The organism is Microbacterium sp. MYb62 (assembly GCF_002979475.1).
Lineage (GTDB): Bacteria > Actinomycetota > Actinomycetes > Actinomycetales > Microbacteriaceae > Microbacterium.
The window spans coordinates 92,212-107,071 of record NZ_PCOY01000010.1 but is presented as its reverse complement, the minus strand read 5'-3'; the positions used below and the strand labels follow the sequence as shown (position 1 = coordinate 107,071).

The 14,860-nt window shown below is 70.6% G+C and carries 13 protein-coding genes; 3 read left to right on the top strand and 10 right to left on the bottom strand.

Annotated elements, in window-relative coordinates; translation table 11 throughout:
• From CQ042_RS12095 to CQ042_RS12060, 8 genes are all read right to left on the bottom strand, one after another.
• On the bottom strand, positions 1-781 hold a 781-nt coding region (locus tag CQ042_RS12095), incomplete at its 3' end, for an ABC transporter ATP-binding protein (protein WP_146115393.1).
• Positions 774-2,369 carry an ABC transporter ATP-binding protein gene (locus tag CQ042_RS12090; protein WP_146115392.1) on the bottom strand — a complete coding sequence of 532 codons (1,596 nt, stop codon included), beginning with the start codon at positions 2,367-2,369 and terminating at the stop codon, positions 774-776. The genes CQ042_RS12095 and CQ042_RS12090, both read right to left, overlap by 8 nt.
• The gene (locus CQ042_RS12085; protein WP_105670725.1) at positions 2,366-3,199 is read right to left on the bottom strand and encodes an ABC transporter ATP-binding protein; all 834 of its coding nucleotides are present in this window, start codon (positions 3,197-3,199) and stop codon (positions 2,366-2,368) included. Before CQ042_RS12085 ends, CQ042_RS12090 begins: the two co-directional genes overlap by 4 nt.
• Positions 3,196-4,257 carry an iron chelate uptake ABC transporter family permease subunit gene (locus tag CQ042_RS12080; protein WP_105670724.1) on the bottom strand — a complete coding sequence of 354 codons (1,062 nt, stop codon included), beginning with the start codon at positions 4,255-4,257 and terminating at the stop codon, positions 3,196-3,198. Before CQ042_RS12080 ends, CQ042_RS12085 begins: the two co-directional genes overlap by 4 nt.
• The gene (locus CQ042_RS12075; protein ID WP_258132239.1) at positions 4,254-5,306 is read right to left on the bottom strand and encodes an iron ABC transporter permease; all 1,053 of its coding nucleotides are present in this window, start codon (positions 5,304-5,306) and stop codon (positions 4,254-4,256) included. The genes CQ042_RS12080 and CQ042_RS12075 overlap by 4 nt, the downstream gene beginning before the upstream one ends.
• Before the next feature lie 2 nt (positions 5,307-5,308).
• On the bottom strand, positions 5,309-6,181 hold the full coding sequence (locus CQ042_RS12070) for a siderophore-interacting protein (RefSeq protein WP_105670723.1): 873 nt from the start codon (positions 6,179-6,181) through the stop codon (positions 5,309-5,311).
• Positions 6,181-7,197 carry an ABC transporter substrate-binding protein gene (locus CQ042_RS12065; protein WP_105670722.1) on the bottom strand — a complete coding sequence of 339 codons (1,017 nt, stop codon included), beginning with the start codon at positions 7,195-7,197 and terminating at the stop codon, positions 6,181-6,183. The genes CQ042_RS12070 and CQ042_RS12065 overlap by 1 nt, the downstream gene beginning before the upstream one ends.
• A 124-nt stretch (positions 7,198-7,321) precedes the next feature.
• Positions 7,322-8,128, bottom strand: a complete 807-nt coding sequence (locus CQ042_RS12060; protein ID WP_181157551.1) for an AraC family transcriptional regulator — start codon at positions 8,126-8,128, stop codon at positions 7,322-7,324.
• A gap of 178 nt (positions 8,129-8,306) precedes the next feature.
• Between CQ042_RS12060 and CQ042_RS12055 the strand changes: the two genes are divergently transcribed.
• A complete protein-coding gene (locus CQ042_RS12055) occupies positions 8,307-9,362 on the top strand; it encodes an alpha/beta hydrolase (protein ID WP_105670720.1) in 1,056 nt (351 codons plus the stop codon).
• A gap of 486 nt (positions 9,363-9,848) precedes the next feature.
• On the opposite strand, the gene CQ042_RS12050 is transcribed toward CQ042_RS12055, so the two are convergent.
• Entirely contained in the window at positions 9,849-11,222 is a 1,374-nt protein-coding gene (locus tag CQ042_RS12050; RefSeq protein ID WP_105670719.1) for a pyridoxal-dependent decarboxylase, read from the bottom strand.
• A 10-nt stretch (positions 11,223-11,232) separates the two neighbouring features.
• On the bottom strand, positions 11,233-12,003 hold the full coding sequence (locus tag CQ042_RS12045) for a TetR/AcrR family transcriptional regulator (RefSeq protein WP_105670718.1): 771 nt from the start codon (positions 12,001-12,003) through the stop codon (positions 11,233-11,235).
• A 68-nt stretch (positions 12,004-12,071) separates the two neighbouring features.
• Between CQ042_RS12045 and CQ042_RS12040 the strand changes: the two genes are divergently transcribed.
• Complete coding sequence (locus CQ042_RS12040) at positions 12,072-13,112, top strand: agmatine/peptidylarginine deiminase (protein ID WP_105670717.1); 1,041 nt, start codon at positions 12,072-12,074, stop codon at positions 13,110-13,112.
• Entirely contained in the window at positions 13,112-14,827 is a 1,716-nt protein-coding gene (locus CQ042_RS12035) for an amidase (RefSeq protein WP_105670716.1), read from the top strand. The genes CQ042_RS12040 and CQ042_RS12035 overlap by 1 nt, the downstream gene beginning before the upstream one ends.
• Positions 14,828-14,860 lie beyond the last annotated feature (33 nt).

Genomic DNA, 14,860 nt, shown 5'->3' with positions numbered 1-14,860 from the left:
CGAGCTCGGCGAGGTTCAGGAACACGTTGAAGTCGTTGCGCACGCTCGTCGCCTGCACCTCGAGATCGATCCCCTGACGACTCGCCTCGGCGATGCGTGCGAGATGCTGCTCTTCGGCCCGCAGCGCCAGCACGGTGTCGACGCCGCGCACCGCCTCGATCGTGCGCTGCCCGCGCTCGGCGACGACGGCACGGTGCGCGCGGTACACGGGCGCGGAACGACGCAGGAACCGACGCAGGGCGAAATACTGCAGGGGCGCGGCGAGCAGCGCGGCCAGAGCGAAGCGCCCATCGAGCAGTCCCATCCCGACGAGGCTGAGGGCGACGCCGAACAGGGCGCTGAGGAACGCCGGCAGAGCCTCCTCCACCACCTGCCCGACGGCCCGGACGTCACCGGACAGACGAGCGACCAGGTCGCCGGTGCCCGCGGCCTCGATGCGGGCGGTCGGCTGCGCGAGGGCGGATCGGAACGCGGCCTCCCTGACCTCGCGGATGGTCCTCTGTCCGAGCCGCGCCAGCAGTACACGACCCACCCACGTGAGCACCGCTCCGAGCACGACCGATCCGGCGAGCGCGATGCCGTACGGGAGCAGCGAGCGTCCGCCGTCGACGATGTCATCGACGATCGCGCCGATGATCCACGGAGCGAGGAGGGCGGCGCCGACTCCCGCGCAGAGCGCCAGGAGCGCGAACACCAGGAGCACCCGCTCCTTCCCGAGGGCGGTCGACAGCCCGCGAGCGGTCTCGGCCCTGGTCGCGATCGGCAGCTTCTCGTCAGACATCCTCCGCTCCTCTCAGGTCGTGCACGCGATGGCAGGCGGAAAGCAGCGACGCCCGGTCTGTGAGGAGCAGGATCGTGCGCCCTTCCGCGGCCAGTCCGGCGGCGACCTGCGCCTCGGTGACGGGGTCGATCGCGGTGGTCGGCTCGTGCAGCACGACCAGCGGCTGGGGCTGGTGCAGAGCCCGGGCGAGCAGCAGCCGCTGCCGCTGACCACCCGAGAGAAGCAGACCGCGCTCGCCCACACGCTCGTCGAGGCCGGCCGGGAGACGTCGGAGCACTTCGTCGAACGCGGACGCCTCGAGGTGCGCGTGGTCGATCCGGGGCGCGATGTTCTCCGCCGCGGTCCCGGTGAAGACGGCGGCGTCGTGGGGCGGCGCGAACACCGCGGCGCGCAGAGCCGCCGGCGCGAGGTGCGCGGCATCGACGTCGCCGATGAGCAGTTCACCGGCGACGGCATCTCGTCGTCCTCCGAACAGGTGCGCGAGGTCGACGATGCGCTCGGGATCGGCCCGGATGCCGGTGACCTCGCCCGCGGCGATGTCGATCCACCGTCCGGCGACCTGCACCCGGGCGACGGTGCGACCGCGAGGAGCGGACCGCTCCCCGTCGGGCTGAACGGCATTCGCTCCCCCGTCGGCGACGGCCCTGGCCTCGTCGGAGAACTCCGCGATCCGGGTGGCAGATCCGTGTTTGGCGGCGATCTGCGCCGGGAGGTGGCCGAGCGACTGCAGCGGTTCGCGGATCGTCTGCGCGAGCCCGATGGCGGTGACGAAGCCGCCGACCGTGATCGTCCCCTCCAACGCGAGCCATCCGCCCAGCACCGCGATCCCCGTGAAGGCGAGCCCACTCACGAACAGACTCAGCGCGCTGAGTCCGGCGGCCGCACGCTCGGCACGGTAGGCCGCCTCGGCGGCGATCGCGCTCTCCGCGACGTAGCGCTCCGTCGCTCGGGGCGCGCCGCCGAGCGCGCCGAGCACGCGCAGTCCGGTCGCGTAGTCGGTGCTCACGGCATCGAGCCTCGCCGCCTGACGCTGCGCCTCGTACCCGCGCCGCCGGAGCCCCCGGCTGCACGCGTTCACGACCAGCGCCTGCACGACGGTGCCGATCACGACGGCGACCGCCAGCGGCCAGGCGATCACGAGCAGCGTGGCGCAGGCGACGAGCACCGCGGTGGCCGCGGCAGCCTGCTCTGCGATCGTCCAGAAGAACCCGGCGGTCTCCCCGGCATCCGAGGACGAGATCGTGAGCACCTCGCCGGCCGGACGACGGGTGCGGCGACGCAACGCCAGCCCGACCACGCTCTGCCGCAGCTCATGCTCCCCCTGCGCGTACACGCGCGTGCCGAGACGATCGCCGAGCTGCCAGGCGCCGATCAGCACCGCGAACACGACGACCAGGAAGACGATCCCCCAGGCCAACGCCACAGGATCCCCCGGCGCGATGGCCCGATCGATCACGACACCCACCGCGACGGGCACCATGACCTCGGCGAGCTGATGCCCGCAGAATCCCGCGACGGACAGCACCGCGCGACCGCGGCGTCCTGGCCCCCAGAGCCCCTCGCGGAAGACAGCCCCCGCCGTCGTCACAGCGTCGCCGAGCCGAGCGGCACGACGAGCGGGCTGCCTGCGACAGGGTCGGCGACCACGAGGCACTCCAGGCCGAAGACCTCGTTCACCAGTTCGGCCGTCACGATCTCCTTCGGCGGGCCTTCGGCGACGACCTGGCCGTCCTTCATCGCGATGATGTGCGTCGCGTATCGGGCGGCGTGGTTCAGGTCGTGCAGCACAGCAACGAGCGTACGGCCTTCGTGATGCAGGCGTCGGAACAATTCGAGCAGCTCGATCTGGTGGGCGATGTCGAGGAAGGTGGTCGGTTCGTCGAGCAGCACGATCGGCGTCTCCTGCGCGAGCGCCATCGCGACCCACACCCGCTGACGCTGTCCGCCCGAGAGCTCGTCCACCAGCCGCGTCGACAGCTCCGTGGTGTTCGTCGCCGCCAGGGCCTCGGCGACCGCACCGGCATCCTCCGCCGACCACTGCCTGATGAGTCCCTGGTGCGGATACCGTCCCCGCGAGACGAGGTCGGCGACGACGATCCCGTCCGGAGCCAGCGAGGTCTGCGGCAGGAGGCCGACCTCTCTCGCGAGCACCTTCGCCGGCATGCGCGCGATCGAGCGGCCGTCGAGCAGCACGTGCCCGCGCACGGGCTTGAGCAGACGAGCGAGGCTGCGCAGCAGGGTCGACTTGCCGCACGCGTTGGGACCGACGATCACGGTGAACGAGCCGTCGGGGATACGCACGTCGAGCGCCTCGGAGATCACCCGACGGTCATAGCCGATCGTCACGTCGTCGGCGTGCAGTCGGGTGGTCGCGGGAGCGGATGCGGTCATGACGGGTCCGTCTTTCGAGAGGGTCATCGGCGCCGGGTCTCCCTGATCAGGAGCCAGACGAAGTAGATGCCGCCGACCGACACCGTGACGATGCCGACCGGGAGCTGCAGCGGGGCGAACAGACGCTGCGCGAGGAAGTCGCTGAGCACGAGCAGGAGAGCACCGGTCATGCCGGCGGCGATCAGGCCCACCCCGGCCGAGCGGGTGAGGCGGCGCGCGATCTGCGGCGCGACCAGGGCGATGAACGCGATCGGCCCGGCCGCCGCGGTCACCAGGGCCACCAGGGCGACGCCGAGGACGATCGCGGCGAGGCGGATGCCGGTGGGGCGCGATCCGAGGGACCCGGCCGCGTCGTCGCCGAGTTCGAGCACCCGCAGCGCCGGGGAGAGGGCGAGGACCGCCGGAACGAGCACGACGAGCACGACGACGACCGGCACCAGCTCCGCCACGGACAGGCCGTTCAGGGATCCACTCCCCCACACGCCGGCCGTCAGCTGCTGCTCGGTGGAGGCTTTGAGCATCAGATAGGTGTTGAGCGCCGCGAGCAGGGCGGAGACGCCGATGCCGACGATGATGAGGCGGAACCCCTGCACGCCCCGCCGGTAGGCGAGCACGAACACCACCAGGGCGGTGGCGATGCCGCCGAGCAGCGCTCCGGTCGCGACCGCGTAGTACCCGCCGCCGGTGACGAGGATCACGATGAGCGCGCCCGTGTAGGACCCCGCCGAGAAGCCGATGATGTCGGGCGAGCCGAGCGGGTTCCGGGTGAGCGATTGGAAGACCGCTCCCGACATCCCCAGCGCGATGCCGAACAGCGCCGCCAGCAGGGCACGCGGCATCCGCCACTCGCGCACCACCAGGACCGTGCCGCCGTCGGCCGTACCCAGGAGCCCGCCGACCACCTGGTCGAGTGGGATGTCGGAGGTCCCGGTGGAGATCGACAGGATCACACCGAACACGGTGGCGGCGGTGATCGCGAGTGTCACGAGCACCGCGCGTGCCGACACCGTGCCCGACCAGTGTCGATGCTGCACGCCGAACGTTCGATAGCCGAAATCGACCACGGGTCCGCTCGCGGTGTTCACAGCGTGCTCACCCTCGTGCGACGGGCGAGGACGATGAGCACCGGCGCCCCCACGAATGCGGTGACGATGCCCACCTCGAGTTCCTGCGGAGCGAGGACGACCCGCCCGACGACGTCGGAGGCGAGGAGCAGCAGGGCGGCACCGAGGGCCGAGAACGGGATGATCCAGCGCTGATCAGGACCCGTGAACCAGCGCACGACGTGCGGCACCATGAGCCCGACGAAACCGATCGGACCGGCCGCCGCCGTCGCCGCGCCCGCGAGCAGCGTGACGGCGACGATCACGAGAACGCGGGTGCGGGTCACGTTCGCGCCGAGCGATCGTGCGAGATCGTCGCCGAGCGAGATCGCGTTGAGCGGACGACCCGCGACCGCCCCGATCAGGAGTCCGATCGCGATGGGGACGGCCACCACGGCGAGGGTCGACCACCCCCGCCCCGCGAGCGACCCGGCGCTCCAGCGCAGCATGTCGTCGAACGAGTCCGGGTTCAGCATGGTGATCGCCGAGGCGAAGCCGCCGAGCACCGCGCCCAGCGCGATGCCGACCAGCGTGAGCCGCACGGGCGTCGCGCCCGCCGTCCCGATCGATCCGAGCGCGTAGACCAGCACCGTGACGAGGACGGCGCCGGCGAAGGCGAACCACAGATACTGCGAGAGCGCGGTGACCCCGAGCAGGCCGATCGCGATGACGACCGCGACGTTCGCTCCCGCCCCCACGCCGAGGATGCCGGTGTCGGCGAGCGGGTTGCGGGTGAGCGCCTGGATCAGCGCGCCGGCCACCCCGAGTGCTGCACCGACGGCGAGTGCGAGGCAGGCACGCGACATCCGCATCTCGTGCACGATGAACGACGTCTCGCCGCCGTCGGGATGCCAGAGCGCCTGCCACACCTCGGCGAAGGAGATCCCCCGTGCGCCCACCCCGAGACTCACCAGGAACATGAGGATGAGCAGGACCAGCGCAGCGAGGAGGAAGAGCGTGCGGGTGAGCGCCAGGTGCCGCGGACGCGCGGGCGCGGCCACCTCGGCGGCGGGAGTCTCGACGATCGTCACGGTCAGAGTCCGAGTCGGGCGAGGTGCTCGTCGTAGCGGTCACGGCGCACCTCGTCGTCGTCCGCCGACTGCCAGATCGCCTGGAGCGAGGCGACCGTGTCGTCGTCGAGTCCTTCGTAGCGCTCGAGCCACTCCTCCTGCCGATCACGCCAGTACCCGATCACGGCGTAGCGGTCGGCGGAGAGCCCGCGCTCGTGGCGCAGGTAGCGACGGGCGGCACGCAACTCGCCCGCCTCGCCGGCGACCCACACGTAGCAGTCGTCGGTGATGGGCAGCGCCCGGAGGGCCTCGGTGATCGCGCTCGGGCCCACGCCGTTGCCGCGTCCGACGATCCAGCGCACCGCCAGCGAGCCGTCGCCGACCGGCATCCGATGCGACTCCTCAGCCACTTCGACCGCGGCGACCGCGCGGATCCCGGGAGGCAGTTGCTCGCTCAGCCGCGCGAGCGCAGGCAACCCGGTCGCATCCGTGACGAAGACCTGCTCGATCGCACCTGACGGTGGTCGGTACAGCCCCCGCGGATCGCCGAACGCGACCCGGTCTCCCTGCACCGCGGCGGAGGCCCACGCGCCCGCCCGCCCGTGGCCGTGCACCACGAGGTCGATGTCGACCTCGCCGGTCGCCTCGTCATGCCGACGGATCGTGTACGGCTCGACGTGGTCGTCCACTCCCTCCGGGTAGTGCCAGACGCCGTCCTCGTCGATCGTCGGAAGATGCAGCACCCCGTCGGATGAGGGGAAGTGCACGCGGACGAACTCGTCGCCGACGCCGGTCGTGCGGAAACCGCGGAGCCCTTCTCCGCCGAAGGTGACGCGCACCATGCCCGGCGTGAGCCAGGCGGTGCGCGTCACCTCTGCGACATGCAGTTCGCTCATCAGCCCTGGGCGTCGACCTTCGTCTGCACCTGGGCGAGCAGGGCGTCGAGATCCTCGAGGTTCTCGGACGCCCAGCCGAACGATCCTGTGGGCGACAGCGGGATGTAGTCGAACACCATGCCGCCCTGCACCGCGGGGAGGTTCTGCCAGATCGTGTTCGCGTCGAGCATCGCGAGAGTTTCCTCGTCGTGGTTGTTGAGCAGGATGACGTCGGCGTTGGCGAGACGGTCGAGGTTCTCGTACGAGAACCAGTTCGGGAACTTCGCTTCGTTGATCTCGTCGTCCGCCTGCTCGCGGAAGGTCGCTCCGAGGTCGCGCAGGATCGGGGTCGAGAAGTGCGTGTCGGCGTACGTCGCCCACTCGTCCGCGAACGGTACGAAGACCGTGACAGCCTGATCCGAGAGGATCCCCGCGTACTGCTCCTTGATCTCGTCCCGGCGGGCGTCGTACTTCTCGACGAGGGGCTGCAGCACGTCCTCCCTGTCGAGGATCTTCGCCAGCTCCGTCGCGCGCGTGCGCCAGCTCTCGCCGTCACGCGCGTCGAACGTGATGATCGGCGCGACCTTCTCCAGCTCCTCGCGCAGCGGGTCGTCCAGGGGCAGGAAGTCGCTGGTCGCGATGATGACGTCGGGGTCAGCCTTGGCGACGGCTTCGAGGTTCAGCTCGTAGTACTCGCCGATGGACTCGACGTCGGCATCCGCGATGGCCGACGAGTACTGCACCGGGATCGCCAGCCCCTCGGTGTCGGTGAAGTAGGTGTTCACCACGCCCACCGGCATGATGCCGAGATCGATCAGCGCGGCCGGCGTGTAGAAATCGACCGAGACGATGCGCTCGATGGTCTCGGGCAGCTCGACGTCGCCGAAGGCGCTCTCGTAGACACGTGTGTCGTCGGAGGCGTCGCCCTCCGCGGGGGCGCTGCATGCGGCGAGCGCGAACACGGCGACGGAGGCGGTGAGGATGCCGGCGAGACGGCGCACTCTGCGATTCGGGTGCGCGGAGGCGAAGAGGGACATGGGACTCCTGTGATCGCGACGAAACCCCGGACGATGACACCGCCCGGCGTTGGTAAGGGTTGCCTGACCTAAGCTAGACGATCACCCATGCCGAAGAGGGGACGGGTTGTACCGGTTTCGGTACTCACTCTCCGCCGCTGCTGGCTCGATCCGCCCGCGAACCTCGCACATACTCCGCCGGCGTCTGCCCCGTGAGCGCGCGGAAATGGTCGATGAAGGTCGACGGATTGCGGTATCCGACCGACCGCGCGACCGCGACGATCGGGCGCCCGTGCGTGAGTTCGCGGATCGCGAGTTGCATCCGCGCGAGGATGCGCCACTGCGTGAACGAGATCCCGGTCTCCGCCTCGAACTGCCTCGCCAGCGTGCGTCCGTGCACCCCGCACTCGTAGGCCCAATCGGCGGTCGTGCGCTTGTCTGCGGGATCGGCGAGGATCGCACTCGCGACCATGTGCAGGTGCGCACTCCGCGGCATCACGAGCTCGAACGACTCGCGCGGCGCGGGCACGAGCAGGTCGAGGATCACCCGCTGCAGTCGATGCCGCGCACCGTCGTCGAGAGTGCCCTGCAGGTTGTGATCGAGCAGCACGCGCAACGGCTCGGTCATCGCCACCCCCGTCACGACATCCGGCATCGCCGCCGTGTGGGGACCGCCATGCGTCAGATAGGTGGCACGCACCCGTGCGCCCCGCTCGGCAGAGGCCCGATGCACCACGCGCGAAGGAACCCACACGGCGAGCGCAGGAGGGATCGCCCACACCCGACCCTCGGCCTCGAGCCGCGCCATGCCGCCGGCCGACCACAGCAGCTCATGCTCGTCGTGCACGTGCTCCGGCCAGACGACCGGGTCGTGCACGTCGTACTCGAAGGTCGTGAGCAGGTAGCCGGACGGCACCCGCCGATAGTCGACCTGCGGACCCGCCGCGCTCACGGCGCGCACCGATCCCGGCGGTGCCGCACCCACGGGATGCTGCCGGTGGCCGACAGGATCACGAGGCGTCGTCGTCGGGGTCGGTCGGCCATCGGCCCATCGTATCGAGCCCCCGTGCGGTGCGGAGCCGGCGATCGACCGGCCGGAATACTGGCACACTGAGCGGTGGGAGGGGTCCATGAGCATCGACGCGCACGCCGACGAATCCGCACGCCCGAAGAAGGTCCGCAGGCCCTGGCACCGCACGAAGGTGGCCCTGGCAGTGGTCATCGCGGTGGTGGCCGTGATCGCGATCATCGGGTCGATCACGCCCTGGCCGTCCGCCATGATCATCCGCGCCGTGTTCACGAAGGGCGGCGACGACACCGCCGCCGAGATGGAGCGGCACGTCCCCGACACGAAGCTCACCGAGAAGCTCGACGTCGCGTACGGGGATGGCGGCGCCGACACCACGATGGATGTCTTCCGTCCGGCGTCCGCCACGGGGCCGCTGCCGACGGTGGTGTGGATACACGGCGGCGCCTGGATCTCGGGCGCCAAGGAGAACGTCGACCCGTACCTGCGCATCCTCGCCGGTGAGGGATACACGACCATCGGCGTGAACTACACGATCGGCCCGGAGGGCGTCTACCCCCTCGCCGTGCACCAGCTCGACGAGGCGCTCGCCTACATCGACGCCCACGCCGCGGAGCTCGGCGTCGACCCGACGCAGATCGTGCTCGCCGGAGACTCGGCCGGTGCGCAGCTGGCGAGCCAGATGGCGACCCTGATCACGAGCCCCGACTACGCGGCCATCATGGGCATCACGCCCTCCCTCGAGGCCGACCAGCTCGCCGCGACCGTGCTGAACTGCGGCGTGTACGACCTCGCCGCCCTCGCCCGGCTCGACGGCATCGCCGGGTGGGGATTCAAGTCGGCGATGTGGGCCTATTCCGGCACGAAGACCTGGGCCGAGGATTCGACCGGGGCCACCATGTCGACCGTCGACTGGGTCACCGCCGACTTCCCGACGACCTACATCTCCGGCGGCAACGGCGACGGGCTCACCTGGCTGCAGTCGATCCCGATGGCGCAGCGCCTGGATGAGCTCGGCGTCGACGTGACGACCCAGTTCTGGCCCGCCCCGCATGAGCCGCAGCTCCCCCACGAGTACCAGTTCCACCTCGACCTGCCCGACGCGCGGACGACCCTCCAGAAGACCATCGACTTCCTCGACGCGCACACCACGCGCTGACGGCATCCGCCCGCGTGAGCACCTCGCGGTCGAGGCCCGGACGGCGCCCGCATGTGCCCGCCGACACGCCCCGGGCCGGCTCGCGCTGGGCCGCCTCACCCCGGGGGCCGACACGCCTCGGACTGGCTCACCCCGGGGGCCGACTTTCCCGGGCCGACACACCTGCGGGCCGACACGCCAGATGTCGGACGCATACCCGTAGTCCGTCCGACATGTGGCGTGTCGGCGGGCAAATGGACGGGCACAGGGCCCGGCTCACCCCGGACTTGCTCACCCCGGAGGCCGACACGCCTCGGACTGGCTCACCCCGGGGGCCGACACGCCAGATGTCGGACGCATCCCCGTAGTCCGTCCGACATGTGGCGTGTCGGCGGGCAAATGGACGGACACTCGGGCGCTCGGGCACACGGGCACGGACACGCACACGCACACGGGCACGGGCACGGACAAGGGCGAAAGGGCGGTGCCCGGAGCGCCGACGCCTCGCTACTTCATCGTGTCGAGGATGCCGACGAGGTCTTCGAAGGTCGTCAGCGGGTTCAGGATCGCGAAGCGCGTGTTCGGTCGCCCGGCATGCGAGCTGGGCACCACGAACGCCCGCTGCGAGTCGAGCAGGGCCGACGACCACCGGTCGTAGTCGGCGCGCTCCCAGCCCTCGCGTTCGAACACGACGATCGACAGCTGCGGGTCGCGCACGAGACGCAGCTCGGGACGTCGGGAGATCTCGTCGGCGATCCGTCGCGTCAGCGCGAGCCCCGCACTCACCGCCTCCCGGTACGCGGTGACCCCGTACGTCGCGACCGAGAACCACATCGGCAGACCGCGCGGTCGCCGGGTGAGCTGGATCGAATAGTCCGAGGGGCTGAACTCGTCGACGTCGGTGAGGATGTCGAGATATTCGGCGTGCTGCGTGTGCGCCCGGCGCCCGCTGTCGGGGTCGCGGTAGATCAGGGCGCAGCAGTCGAACGGCGCGAAGAGCCACTTGTGCGGGTCGACGATCACCGAGTCGGCACGCTCGACGCCCTCGAAGAGGTGCCGCGCCTCGGGGGCCAGCATCGCGGTGAGGCCGTAGGCGCCGTCGATGTGCAGCCAGAAGTCGAACTCGTCCTTGAGCGCGGCGATGCCGGAGATGTCGTCGACGATGCCGAAGTTCGTCGATCCCCCGGTCGCGACCACCGCACAGATCTCGTCGCCGTGCGCGAGAAGGGCTTCGCGCACCCCCTCCGCCCGCAGCACGCCGTCTTCCCCTGCCGGGACCAGGAGCACGTCGGCATCCATGACCCTCGCGGCCGACTTGTTCGAGGAGTGCGCCTCGACGCTGCACAGGATCTTCCACCGGGTCGGCAGGTCCTTGCCTGCTGCGATCAGTCGAGCCTTCGCTGCCTCGCGCGCGGCGACCAATGCCGACAGGTTGCCGATCGTGCCGCCCTGCACGAAAACCCCGCCCGCGGTGTCGGGCAGACCGAATTCGCTCGCGAGCCAGGACAGCACCTCGTTCTCGGCGTGCACGGCGCCGGCACCCTCGAGCCAACTGCCACCGTAGAGTCCGGATGCCGACACGACCAGGTCGAACGCGATGGCAGCCATGGTCGGAGCCGTCGGGATGAACGACAGGTACAGCGGGTGGCTCGTGGTCAGGCACGCGGGAGCGAGGACGTGCTCGAAGACGCTGAGGGCGCGCGCGGCGCCGAGGCCCGCATCGGTGATCGTGGGCCCGACGAGACGATGCAGTTCGGCCTCGGACTGCGGCTTGTCGAGCGGCACGTCGGCGGCGAGCATGCGGCGACGCGAATAGTCGAGCACGGCGTCGACGATCGCGGTCGATTCGGGCGAGGCCGCGTGCATGCGCACAGCATCCATGGGCGTTCCTTTACTTGTCTTCGGGGCGGGAGTCGGCGAGCCGGGAATCGGCGGACCGGAAGTCTTCGGGACGGGAGCCGGCGAGCCGGGAATCGGCGGACCGGAAGTCTTCGGGGCGGGAGTCGGCGAGCCGGGAATCGGCGGACCGGAAGTCTTCGGGCGTCGCGCTGTCGAGCACGGCCGACAGCGCGCGCCGGGCGAGGTCGGCACGGTCGCGGGGCGCCCACTTCACGAGCGAGTGCGCATTCATGCCGTCGACCATCGCGAGCAGCAGCCACGCGGCGGTGTCGGCACGGCCGGCGGCGATCGCCCCTGTGGCGGCGGCTCGGGCGAAGATCTGCTCGAGCGCGCTCTGCCACCCGTCCATCTCCTGCCGCACGCGCGCCGCGAGCGCATCGTTGCGGGCACCGAGCGCCCAGGCCTGCACCCAGATGAGGGTGACATCGTCGCGGTCGGCATCGAGCAGAGTCTCGATCAGGCGCAGCAGACCGGCCCTCAGGTCGTCGGCGTCGTCGAAGGCGGTGTCGTCGAACGCGGCGATCACCTCGTCGCGCTCCGCCGTCACGATCAGGCCGAAGACATCGGCGACGAACGTGTCCATCCCCGGTCGATAGTGCGCGACGAGTGCGGGGGTGACTCCGACGCGGGCAGCGACCGCGCGCACGGTGAGGCTCTCGAGTCCGTTCTCGCGGGCAAGGGCGATCGCGCCGTCGAGGATCGAGTGATCGCGCTCCTCCGGCGACATCCGCCGCGCGGCGGCACCTGTTGACGTGGTCTTCATCACGGGTTACCGTAACACCTGTTGATCGCGTGTTCAATAGATGGATCGGCCGCAGCGAGGAGACCACGATGAGTTGGCGCATGCCCACGGAGACCGCACGTCACGAGCGCACCTGGATGGCGTTCCCGGCGGAGGGCGAGACTCTCGGCGACACCGATTCCGCGCGTGAAGAGGGCTACGCCACCTGGACAGCCGTCGCCCACGCGGTCGCCGAGTTCGAGCCCGTGTCGATGCTGGTCGACCCGAGCGAGATCGCGAGAGCCCGGCGCATGCTCAGCGGCAGCATCGAGATCGTGGAGGCACCCGTCGACGAGTTCTGGGTGCGCGACTCCGGGCCGACGTTCGTCGTCGACGACGAGCGGCCGGGAGTGCTCGGCGCTGTCGACTGGATCTTCAACGGCTGGGGCGCGCCGGAATGGGCCGAATGGCGCAAGGCCGCGCAGCACGCCCGCATCGTGGCCGGTGCGGTCGGAGCCGAACTCGTGAGCTCGACGCTCGTGAACGAGGGCGGCGGCATCCACGTCGACGGTGAGGGCACCGTGCTGCTCACCGAGACCGTGCAGCTCGACCCTCGACGCAACCCCTACGCCGACAGGCAGCGGATCGAGGCCGAGATGGTCCGCACGATCGGTGCAAGCAAGGCTGTCTGGCTCCCCCGCGGACTCACCCGCGACTACGACGACTTCGGCACGAACGGCCACGTCGACATCGTCGCCACCATCGTCTCGCCCGGACGGCTGCTGCTGCACGACCAGCAGAATCCCGATCACCCCGACCACGCCGTCACCCGTGAGCTGCGCGCCCTGCTCTCGGAGCAGACGGATGCCGCCGGCCGCCGCTTCGAGGTGATCGGGTTGCCGGCTCCGTCGACGCTGAGTGACGACGAGGGGCCTGTCGACTGGAGCTACGTCAACCACCTCGTCACGAACGACGGCGTGGTGGCGTGCGGCTTCGGCGAGGAGAAGGCCGATGCCGCGGCGCGCGAGATCCTCGCCGATGCCTACCCCGGACGCCGGGTCGTCACGGTCGATGCGCGCCCCCTGTTCGACCGCGGCGGCGGCATCCACTGCATCACCCAGCAGCAGCCCGCGCTCGACGGAAGTCGCTGATGTTCGACGTGGTCGAGGCGCCCATCGCCGACCTGCGACGCGCCCTCGAGACAGGCGAGACAACCGCGGTCGAGCTGGTCGATGCATATCTCGCCCGCATCTCCGCCTTCGACGCGCCCGACACCGAGACCGCTCTGAACGCCGTCGTGGTCGCCAACCCGGAGGCACGGCGGGAGGCCACGGAATCCGACGCGCGCCGCGCCCGCGGGGAGACACGGGGTCCACTCGACGGCATCCCGTACACCGCGAAGGACAGCTACCTGGTGCGCGGGCTCACCGCCGCCGCGGGGAGTCCTGCGTTCGCGCAGCTCGTGGCCCAGCGCGATGCCTTCACGATCGAGCGGTTGCGCGCGGGCGGCGCGATCTGCCTCGGGCTGACGAACATGCCTCCGATGGCCAACGGCGGCATGCAGCGCGGTGTGTACGGCCGGGCCGAGAGCCCGTACGACGCGGCTTCTCTCACCGCGCCCTTCGCCTCCGGTTCGTCGAACGGCTCCGGCACGGCGACGGCGGCGAGCTTCGCGGCCTTCGGACTCGGCGAGGAGACCTGGTCGTCGGGTCGGGGCCCGGCGACCAACAACGCCCTGTGCGCCTACACGCCGTCGCGCGGCGTGATCTCGACCCGCGGCAACTGGCCGCTCGTACCGACGATGGACGTCGTGGTGCCGCACACCCGCACGATGGCCGACCTGCTCGAGGTGCTCGAGGTGATCGTCGCCGACGACGCGGAGACCCGCGGTGACTTCTGGCGCGTGCAGCCGTGGGTGGAACTGCCTGCCGCCTCGACCGTCAGACCGCAGTCGTACCCGGCACTCGGGACCGGCGACCCGCTCGCCCTCGTCGGCACGCGCATCGGCGTCCCCCGCATGTACATCAACGCGGATCCGGATGCCGGCAGCACCGCGGACCCCGGCATCGGCGGCCCCACCGGCCGGCGCATCGAGACACGGGCGAGCGTCATCGAACGTTGGGAGGCGGCTCGCCGCGACCTCACCGCCGCGGGAGCGACAGTGATCGAGGTCGACTTCCCCGTGGTGTCGAACTACGAGGGCGATCGGCCGGGCGCCCACACCATCGCGACCCGCGGCCTCGTCTCGCCCGAGTACCTGCACCGCGAGATCGTCGACCTCTCAGCGTGGGCGTGGGAAGACTTCCTGGGGGCGAACGGCGACCCGGCCCTGCACTCCCTCGTCGATGTCGACGGGTCCACGATCTTCCCCCACCCCGATGGCGCACTCCCCGACCGCTACACGGGCTTCGACGACGACATCGCCGAGTATCCCGACTGGGTGCGCGTCAATCCCGACGCCTCGTTCACCGACATGCCCGAGCTCGAAGACGGCCTGCGCGGCCTGGAGGAGACCCGTCGCCGCGATCTCGAAGTGTGGATGGACGTACTGCGGCTCGATGCCGTGGTCTTCCCCGCCGTCGCAGATGTCGGCCCGGCCGACATGGATGTGAACCCGGAGTCCGCCGACCTCGGTTGGCGCAACGGTGTCTGGATCGCGAACGGCAACCTCGCCGTGCGCCACCTCGGCATCCCGACCGTCACCGTGCCGATGGGCCTGATGAGCGACATCGAGATGCCGATCGGCCTGACCTTCGCGGGGCGGGCCTACGACGACACGAAGTTGCTCCGCCTCGCGGCGGCGTTCGAGGCCTCCGGCAGCCCGGGAACCCGTCGCACGCCACCGCCACGCACCCCCGCGCTCTGAGGATCCGCAAGATATAACACTCCTGTGACGCTC

What these genes read in the sequence shown, in the direction of transcription:
- CQ042_RS12085 (WP_105670725.1), bottom strand. Translation starts at nt 3,199, where the DNA reads ATGACCCTCTCGAAAGACGGACCCGTCATGACCGCATCCGCTCCCGCG.
- CQ042_RS12070 (WP_105670723.1), bottom strand. Translation starts at nt 6,181, where the DNA reads ATGAGCGAACTGCATGTCGCAGAGGTGACGCGCACCGCCTGGCTCACG.
- CQ042_RS12065 (WP_105670722.1), bottom strand. Translation starts at nt 7,197, where the DNA reads ATGTCCCTCTTCGCCTCCGCGCACCCGAATCGCAGAGTGCGCCGTCTC.
- CQ042_RS12055 (WP_105670720.1), top strand. Translation starts at nt 8,307, where the DNA reads ATGAGCATCGACGCGCACGCCGACGAATCCGCACGCCCGAAGAAGGTC.
- CQ042_RS12050 (WP_105670719.1), bottom strand. Translation starts at nt 11,222, where the DNA reads ATGGATGCTGTGCGCATGCACGCGGCCTCGCCCGAATCGACCGCGATC.
- CQ042_RS12045 (WP_105670718.1), bottom strand. Translation starts at nt 12,003, where the DNA reads ATGAAGACCACGTCAACAGGTGCCGCCGCGCGGCGGATGTCGCCGGAG.
- CQ042_RS12040 (WP_105670717.1), top strand. Translation starts at nt 12,072, where the DNA reads ATGAGTTGGCGCATGCCCACGGAGACCGCACGTCACGAGCGCACCTGG.
- CQ042_RS12035 (WP_105670716.1), top strand. Translation starts at nt 13,112, where the DNA reads ATGTTCGACGTGGTCGAGGCGCCCATCGCCGACCTGCGACGCGCCCTC.